Raw genomic sequence first — 6,916 nt, 5'->3', positions numbered from 1 at the left:
GACCCGGCGGGCTCGGCGGGCGGTGGTGTCGGGCGCGCCGCGGCCGGGCGGGGCCGGGCGCGCACCAGCAGGCCGCGGTGGAGGAGGGCTTCGGCGGCGCGTTCCGCGTCGCCGCGCACGTCCGCCGCCGGGGCCCCGGGGAAACGGCGGACCAGTGCCGTGATCGCCGTGTCCAGGTCGCCCGTCCGGCCGCATTCCACCCACAGCCGGTGGGCGGTGCCGTTGAGCAGGTGCCACTGCCCGGTTCTCGTGTTGAGCAGGGCCGTGCCGCCCTGGGGGGTCCGCCCGCTGTGCACATGTGCGGGGACGTGCAGAGCCGTCATCGGCTGCGCCTCCTCACTCGTCGCGTTCGTCGTCGTGCGGGGTGTCCGGGGCGCGCAGGCCGGCCTCGACGGCCAGCAGCCGGGTGAGGGCCGGGAAGACGGTCCGCACGCCCAGTGCGCCCCGCTCCAGCGCGTCCAGGACGGCGCCGGGTTCGAGCACGCCCAGGTCCGCCAGCCGGGAGGACTCCGGCAGGGCACGCATCGCGGCCGAGGCGGCGCGGGCACCGGCCTGGTCCTCGAAGCCGTAGTCGCCCTTGGTGCGGCGGGCCAGCACCTCGGGCGGCACCGCACCGGCCAGGGCCGCGGCCAGCAAGGGCTTGGGCGCCGGCGGCCGGGCCCGCAGGGGGGCGGGGAGAGCGAGCGCGGCCCGCACCACGCCGTGGTCCAGGAACGGGGCCTGCGGCCAGACCCCGTAGGCCCGGGCGTGGTCGGAGAGGTGGCGCTGGACGGCGGCCGACGCCCGCAGTCCGCACCGGGCGCGGTGCTCGGCCGGTGACAGCGGCGGCGCCTCCTGCCGTGCCGCCGCCTCGGCCGCCCGCCGCCGGGCCAGTCCGGCCAGGTGCCGCCGGGCGGACGGGGTGAACCATGCGGTCTCCGTGCCCGGTTCCGTCCACCAGGAGAGGGTGCCGAGCCAGGTCGCGGGCGCTCCGCCGGGGTGTTCCAGCCGCCCGGCGAGCCGGTGCAGCGCGGCGGCCGGGTCCGTCCGGGACAGCCGGGCCGCCCGGGCCAGCACGGCCGCGGGGGCCGTGTGGTGCCGACGGGCCAGCAGCCAGCCGTCGCCGCGGAGCCGGCGCAGCGCGCCGGGCCGGACCAGGTCGGCGAGGTAGGCGGCGGAGACCGAGAAGAGGGCGTCGCCGCCCTCGCCCCCGAGGTGGATGTCCGCGCCCGCTGCCGCGAGGCGGCTCAGCCGCAGCCGGGTGCGGGCCAGCGAGGCCGCGGCCGGATCGGGCTCGAAGGCCGGGCCGTGGCGCCCGTGACGTTCGTGATGTCCGTCGGGCGGGGGTCCGGGAAGGCCGAGATGCCCGAGGCCCTGGAAGCTGAGGGTCTGCGCGTTCCCGGTGACCGTCTCCAGCCGCAGGCGGTGGTCCAGGGCGGCGTAGCGCCGGGCGTACGGCAGGTCGTCGCACGGGGAGCCGGGCTGGTGGTAGCAGAACGCGGGCAGGCCGCCGGGCCGGTGGTCCAGCGCGAGGAAGGCGAGCGAGGTGGAATCGAGGCCCCCGCTGAAGTCGGTGGTCAGCCGCGCGGCCCGCTCGGCGCGCACGCGTACCGCCGTGCGGAGTGCCTCCCCCACGGCCTCGGCGGCCTCGGCGGCGGCCGTGGCGCCGGCGGCCGGGGACGGGCCGGACACGAGCAGGGGCTCGTGCGCCCAGCGCCGCGGGGCGCCGTGGAGCCCGGCGCGCAGGGCATGGCCGGCCCCGAGCCGCAGCACGCCCTCGACCGGTGACCCGCCCCCGGTGAGGCCGGGCACCTCCGGGCACAGCACCCACGCGGCCAGCACTCCCGCATCCGGGCGCGGTTCGCGGCCCGCCGCCCGGGAGACCGCCGCGGGCCGGTCGCCGAACCACAGCCGTCCGCCGGCGTGGCGGTAGTAGAGCGGATACTGGCCGGCCACGTCCTCCAGCAGCGTGACGTCCGTACCGCGCAGCACCAGGCAGGCGTAGGCGCCGGGCCACCGGGTCAGTGCGGAGCAGTCCCCGGTGCGCAGCGCCAGGGCCGCGCCGTGCCGCAACTGCGCGGCGGTGGCGAAACACTGGCCGATGGTCACCACCGTGCCCGAGGGCAGGTCGACCGGGCGGATTTCGCCGGGCCGCCACTCCCCCCGGAAGCGGACCGTGGTGCCGGACGGGCCGAGCACACCGACCAGCTCGGGGACCGCGTGGCCGCCGGCCGGGAGGAAGACGAGGCGTCCGCCGGCCGGCGGACGCGGGCCCGGAGCGGGCCTACCAGTAGTACTGGGAGTTGGCATCGGCCGTACCGCTGCCGGAACTTCCGAGAGTCACCTCGCGGACCCGCCCCAGATCGAGCACCAGGGGCGGCTCGTAGGTCTCGCACTCCGCCCCGGGGGCAGGGTGCGCGGCGGGGTGCGCGGCGCGGTTCGCGGGCGTTGCCGCCGCCCGGCCGTCCGGAGCCTGTTCCGTGCTGGGAAAGTCCATGTTTCCCCCAAACCTGAATGCGGCGCACACGGCGCACCGGGGTAATGCCCGTTCCGGCGGCGTCGGCGTAACCGGGCCTCTCGACTTTACCGGACGGCACGGCACTTGCGCAGACCGGGTCTCCGCAGCCGGTACGCATTTCCGGTGGCGGCGCGCCGTGCGGTCCGGGTGCGGATTTCCAATCTGAAAGGGAAAGCCTTGTCCGCGGCGCTGTCCTGTTCAATTCGATGCCCCGGCGGCCGGATACGGGGTTCCGGTCTTCATTCCGCGCCGGGGGGCGGCTGTGTTCGGTGAGCGGCGCGTGGTGAGTGGTGCGCGGTACGCGTCGCCGCCCGGGGCTAGCCGCGGGTCGCGTACCGGCTCAGCCCCAGCACCAGGGCGCCCTGTGCCTCCGCCAGCCGGTCCAGGGCACTGGGCTTCAGCCGGAAGCCGTCCGGCACCGCGCCGGGCAGTGCGTGCCGCCGCATGGACCGCAGGCAGGGATCGAGCACCGACTCCCCGGCGGCGGCGAGCTGGCCGCCCAGCACGATCAGGTTGGGGTTGAGGAAGTTGCACACCTGCGCCAGCACGAAACCCAGCGTGTGGCCGGCGTCGGTGAGCACCCGCCGGCAGACGGCGTCCCCGGCCCTCGCCATGGTGATCAGGGACAGCAGGTCGCGCGGGTAGTCGGCGGAGCGGCTGGGGCGGGATTCGCGCACCTCGCGGAGCAGGACATTGCTGCCGATGACGGTGTTGAGGCAGCCGCGGCCGCCGCAGAAGCACACGTCCCCCTGGGGCCGCACGGTGAGGTGCCCGATCTCCCCGGCCATGCCGCGCTCGCCGCGGATCAGCCGGCTCCCGACCACCACCCCGGCTCCGACGCCGGTGGACGCCTTGACGAAGACCAGCGTCTCGTCGTGCTCCTGGGTCTCGTAGGTGTGCTCGGCCAGCGCGGCGAGATTGGCGTCGTTGTCCTGCACCACGGGTACCGTGACCCCGGTAGCCCGGTGCAGCCACTTCTGGAGTTCCGCGGCCGGATCGTCACCCTCCTGCCACAGCGGCAGCACCGGGGTGGCGAACTGGTTGGTCCGCGGGTCCAGCATCCCGGGGACGGCCACGCCGAGCGATACCACGTCCGCCAGGCGCCCTCCGGTGTCGGCCACCACGGCCTCGATCATCTCCTGGACGGCGGGCAGCAGTTCCTCCAGCCCGCGGCCGGCTCCGCTGTCGATCCGCTGCTCGGACACGTCGTGGTGGTCGCGGTCGGCCTGGCGGGCCACCGCCACCGCCTGGTTGAAGCCGATGTAGACGCCCACCGCGACGCCGGCGGCCGGCCGCAGCCGGACCGTCGCCCCGCGCTTGCCGCCGCCGCGCGGTGCTCCCGGGTCGGTGCGGACGATGTTCTCCCGCTGGAACGCGGAGACGATGGTCGACACCGTGCCCCCCGACAGGCCGGTGCGGTCGGCGAGCCGGGTCTGGGTGTCCGCTTTGATCAGGAGAGCGACCAGCACCTGCCGGCGGTGGAACTCCCGGGTGCCGTGCACCGGGCCGAGAAGGTCTCGTAACGGAAGCATCGCTCCCCCCATCGGGACGTATCGGTGTTCAGTTTATGGTCGGCCGGTCCTTCCGGGCGGGCATGAGCGCACATTGGTCCCGGTCCGGGGTCCGGGGTGGGTCCGGGCTCCGGGGTCCGGTGCCGGGGGGCGGAGGTCGGGGGTCCCGGCGGTGCCCCGTGGCGGGACGGCCGCAGCGCCGTCTCCCGGGGGCGCGCCCGGCGCCGGTGCCCCGGTGAGCTGGTTCGGGCGGACGCGTGCCGGGACCCGGTCCGAAAATCCTCCGTGAATCCCTAGGGAAATCTTTAGTCACCTGATATTTCCCCATGCGGTGTCGCGGGAGTTCTCGCACGGGCGACCTCCCGCTTGACTGGCCGCTGCCGGAGGGATACAGATGGGAGCCGCTCAGGAGCCCGGACACCACGGAAAACCGTTCCCGAGAAAGACGATTGGAGAATCGTTCAGTCGCACTGGCGCGTTCTTTTCCGGGCTTCCGTTGCCGGGGCAGGTCTTCCGGCCCCGCTCGCGACCGTCTTCCGGCTGGAAATCACACCATGCACAATGCGCAGGAATACACCGTGCCCTACGGGTTCGCGTTCGGCACGGGGATTCGTCCGGAGCCCGGGGCCGGCGCCGGGCTCCCGGAGCCGGGCGAGATGACGCTCGGCTACGGCACGATCGGGCCCTCGCCGCTCGATTGCGCCGTCCCTCCGGCCGGCCACGGCGGCACCGAACACCCGGCGGGCCCGGTCGACGCCGGGCCGGTGGCGGGGGAGCACCGGAACCGGCACCGCAGGACGCGGCGGCCTTCCCCGTCCGCCGGGCGGCCCGGCCAGTCCGGCCTGGACGGGGTCGGCCGGGGGCTGGCCGCCGCGGTGGCCACCGTGGCCGCCGCGGTCAGCCTGCTGAGCGCCATGGCGGCGCACGGCCCGCTGCGCGAACTGGCCGAATCCGGGGACGCGACCGGCCTGGTGAACTGGTGGCCCGCGCTGATCTACGGGCCGTGGCTGGTCGCCTCGCTGTCCATCGTCCGTGCCGCCCTGCACCACCGGCGGGCTCCGCACGCGTGGGGCATCGTGCTGCTGTTCTCCGTGCTGGCGGCCGTCTTCTGCGTCGCCGAGGCGCCCAGGACACCGATCGGCGCGGCCATGGCCGGGCTGCCGGTGGCCGCCGCGCTGTCCTGCTTCCACCAACTGGTGCGGCAGATCACCCTCACCCGCCCGCCCCGCCGCCCGGTCTCGCCGCGCCCGCCCTCCGCCCCCCGCTGAGCGGGCGGGCCGGCGGCTCGGGGCCCGGAACGGAGCGGTCCTCAACCGGCCCGCGGCTCCCCGCTCTCCGCCGGAAGGCCGCCGGGTTCCGCCCCCGCCCCCGCCCCCGCCCCTGGCTCCGGCCTCCGGTCCGGTGCCGGCCGCATGCCGTCCCGTTTCCGTCCGGTCAGTGCCTCCGACAGCGCCTCCATCGCGGGCGCGGCCCGGAGCAGCGTCCCGGCCTGCTCCCCGGGCAGTTCCCGGAGCACCTCGGCGAGCAGCCGGGCGCGGTTCTCCTCCACCTGGCGCAGCCCCTCCCGGGCGCGCTCGGTGGGGTGGAGGAGCGCCGCGCGGCGGTCCTCGGGAGCGGGCTCGCGGCGCACCCAGCCGCGGTCGAGCAGGGGCCGGAGGGTGGCGCTGAGGTTGCTGGGCTTCAGGCGGAGCACCTCGGCGAGGCGGCTCACCCCGATCCCGGGGTGGCGGGTGACGACCCGGACCACGTCCAGTTCGGCGGGCGACAGATCGTCGTGCCCTGCGGGCGGTGCGGAGAGACGGCGCAGCATGCGGGCGGTCCGGTGCAGGGCGGAGGCGAAGACGCGGAGGGCCTCCGGATCGAGCGGCGCGGAGGAAGACATGCCCTCATCATAATTTATGTATGCTAGATATAACTAAAAGCCGAGTGCTCGACGCCTCCGGAGGCACCCATGGCCCCGGGGGTGGCCGGAGCCGCCCCGCCCGCCCGGGAGCGGTCAGCCGAGCGGCGTGGGGATCAGCGGCCGGCCGCCGAACAGCACCGACAGCAGGCCCAGCACCACGGACAGTGCCAGGACGAGCAGCACCACGATGAGGAAGGCCGACAGCGGGCGGGACGATTCCTGCAGGGCGCCGCGCAGCGCGCCGCGGTGCGCGCGCCGCGGCAGGCGCCGGCTCAGGCGGCGCTGCCAGTGCAGCAGGCGGTAGCGGTAATAGCCCCTGCCCATCGTGCTCGCCCTTCCTCGCATGGTGGCCGCTTCCTCCCTCCATGCTGGCACGGTTGTTCGAGGAACGGGACGGCCGGTCCTGCCCGGAGGTCCAGTGGGGCAGATGTGTCTGTAGTGTGAAATCTGATGGGTGGTCACATTACGGTCACTACCTGCCGGTACGGTTCCGGCGGCTGCTGACCCCGCCGCTAGCGTGGGCGCCCCGCATCCGCAGGGACTCAGGAGGGGACACGTGAAACCACAGCACATACGTGCGGCACGAGGCGTGGCGGTGCTGGCCGGGCTGGGCCTGGCCGTCGCCCCGGCCACGGCACTCGCCCACCACGGCCAGGAGTTCGAGAACTGCCCGGCCGCATACGAGGCCGGATACGCCCACATCGCCGTAGGCGACCCGCACTACGGGGAACACCTGGACAGGGACGACGACGGCGTCGGCTGCGAGAGCCCGCCGAGCGGCTTCGTCCCGGCCGAGGACGGGGACGACGGCAGCGGCGGCGGCGCCCAGGACGACTCCGCCGCCGACGACAGCGCCGACGACAGCGCCGACGACAACGGCACCCCAGCCGAGGAGAGCGGCGAGGGGGAGGGCACCGCGCTGGCGGAGACCGGCGGCGGCAGCACCGCGCTCTGGCTGGGCGCCGGCGCCGCCGGCCTGCTCGCCGTCGGCGGCGCGCTGGCGCT

General features: G+C 75.5%; 8 protein-coding genes. 2 read left to right on the top strand and 6 right to left on the bottom strand.

Annotated elements, in window-relative coordinates:
• The 4 genes from GQS09_RS25870 to GQS09_RS25855 form a co-directional block, all read right to left on the bottom strand.
• Positions 1 to 323 (bottom strand): PqqD family protein (locus GQS09_RS25870; RefSeq protein WP_165989971.1); only part of this gene is annotated, 323 nt, incomplete at its 3' end.
• A 13-nt stretch (positions 324 to 336) separates the two neighbouring features.
• Complete coding sequence (locus GQS09_RS25865; RefSeq protein ID WP_165989970.1) at positions 337 to 2,289, bottom strand: asparagine synthase; 1,953 nt, start codon at positions 2,287 to 2,289, stop codon at positions 337 to 339.
• Positions 2,264 to 2,476, bottom strand: a complete 213-nt coding sequence (locus GQS09_RS25860) for a lasso RiPP family leader peptide-containing protein (protein ID WP_165989969.1) — start codon at positions 2,474 to 2,476, stop codon at positions 2,264 to 2,266. Before GQS09_RS25860 ends, GQS09_RS25865 begins: the two co-directional genes overlap by 26 nt.
• Before the next feature lie 338 nt (positions 2,477 to 2,814).
• Complete coding sequence (locus tag GQS09_RS25855; protein WP_165989968.1) at positions 2,815 to 4,029, bottom strand: ROK family protein; 1,215 nt, start codon at positions 4,027 to 4,029, stop codon at positions 2,815 to 2,817.
• 533 nt (positions 4,030 to 4,562) lie between these two features.
• Here GQS09_RS25855 and GQS09_RS25850 point away from each other — a divergent pair.
• On the top strand, positions 4,563 to 5,276 hold the full coding sequence (locus GQS09_RS25850; protein ID WP_165989967.1) for a hypothetical protein: 714 nt from the start codon (positions 4,563 to 4,565) through the stop codon (positions 5,274 to 5,276).
• Between the two features lie 41 nt (positions 5,277 to 5,317).
• On the opposite strand, the gene GQS09_RS25845 is transcribed toward GQS09_RS25850, so the two are convergent.
• Positions 5,318 to 5,890, bottom strand: coding sequence for a MarR family winged helix-turn-helix transcriptional regulator (locus tag GQS09_RS25845; RefSeq protein WP_165989966.1), 573 nt, complete (start codon positions 5,888 to 5,890; stop codon positions 5,318 to 5,320).
• A gap of 114 nt (positions 5,891 to 6,004) precedes the next feature.
• Complete coding sequence (locus GQS09_RS25840; protein ID WP_165989965.1) at positions 6,005 to 6,235, bottom strand: hypothetical protein; 231 nt, start codon at positions 6,233 to 6,235, stop codon at positions 6,005 to 6,007.
• Positions 6,236 to 6,467: 232 nt separating this feature from the next.
• On the opposite strand from GQS09_RS25840, the gene GQS09_RS25835 reads away from it, so the two are divergent.
• On the top strand, positions 6,468 to 6,916 hold a 449-nt coding region (locus GQS09_RS25835; protein WP_313896337.1), incomplete at its 3' end, for an excalibur calcium-binding domain-containing protein.

The organism is Streptomyces sp. YIM 98790 (assembly GCF_011421595.1).
Taxonomy (GTDB): Bacteria; Actinomycetota; Actinomycetes; order Streptomycetales; family Streptomycetaceae; genus Streptomyces.
This window is presented reverse-complemented; position numbering and strand designations above follow the sequence as displayed.

Coding starts and splice junctions, on each gene's coding strand:
- GQS09_RS25865 (WP_165989970.1), bottom strand. CDS start 2,289: ATGCCAACTCCCAGTACTACTGGTAGGCCCGCTCCGGGCCCGCGTCCG.
- GQS09_RS25860 (WP_165989969.1), bottom strand. CDS start 2,476: ATGGACTTTCCCAGCACGGAACAGGCTCCGGACGGCCGGGCGGCGGCA.
- GQS09_RS25855 (WP_165989968.1), bottom strand. CDS start 4,029: ATGCTTCCGTTACGAGACCTTCTCGGCCCGGTGCACGGCACCCGGGAG.
- GQS09_RS25850 (WP_165989967.1), top strand. CDS start 4,563: ATGCACAATGCGCAGGAATACACCGTGCCCTACGGGTTCGCGTTCGGC.
- GQS09_RS25845 (WP_165989966.1), bottom strand. CDS start 5,890: ATGTCTTCCTCCGCGCCGCTCGATCCGGAGGCCCTCCGCGTCTTCGCC.
- GQS09_RS25840 (WP_165989965.1), bottom strand. CDS start 6,235: ATGGGCAGGGGCTATTACCGCTACCGCCTGCTGCACTGGCAGCGCCGC.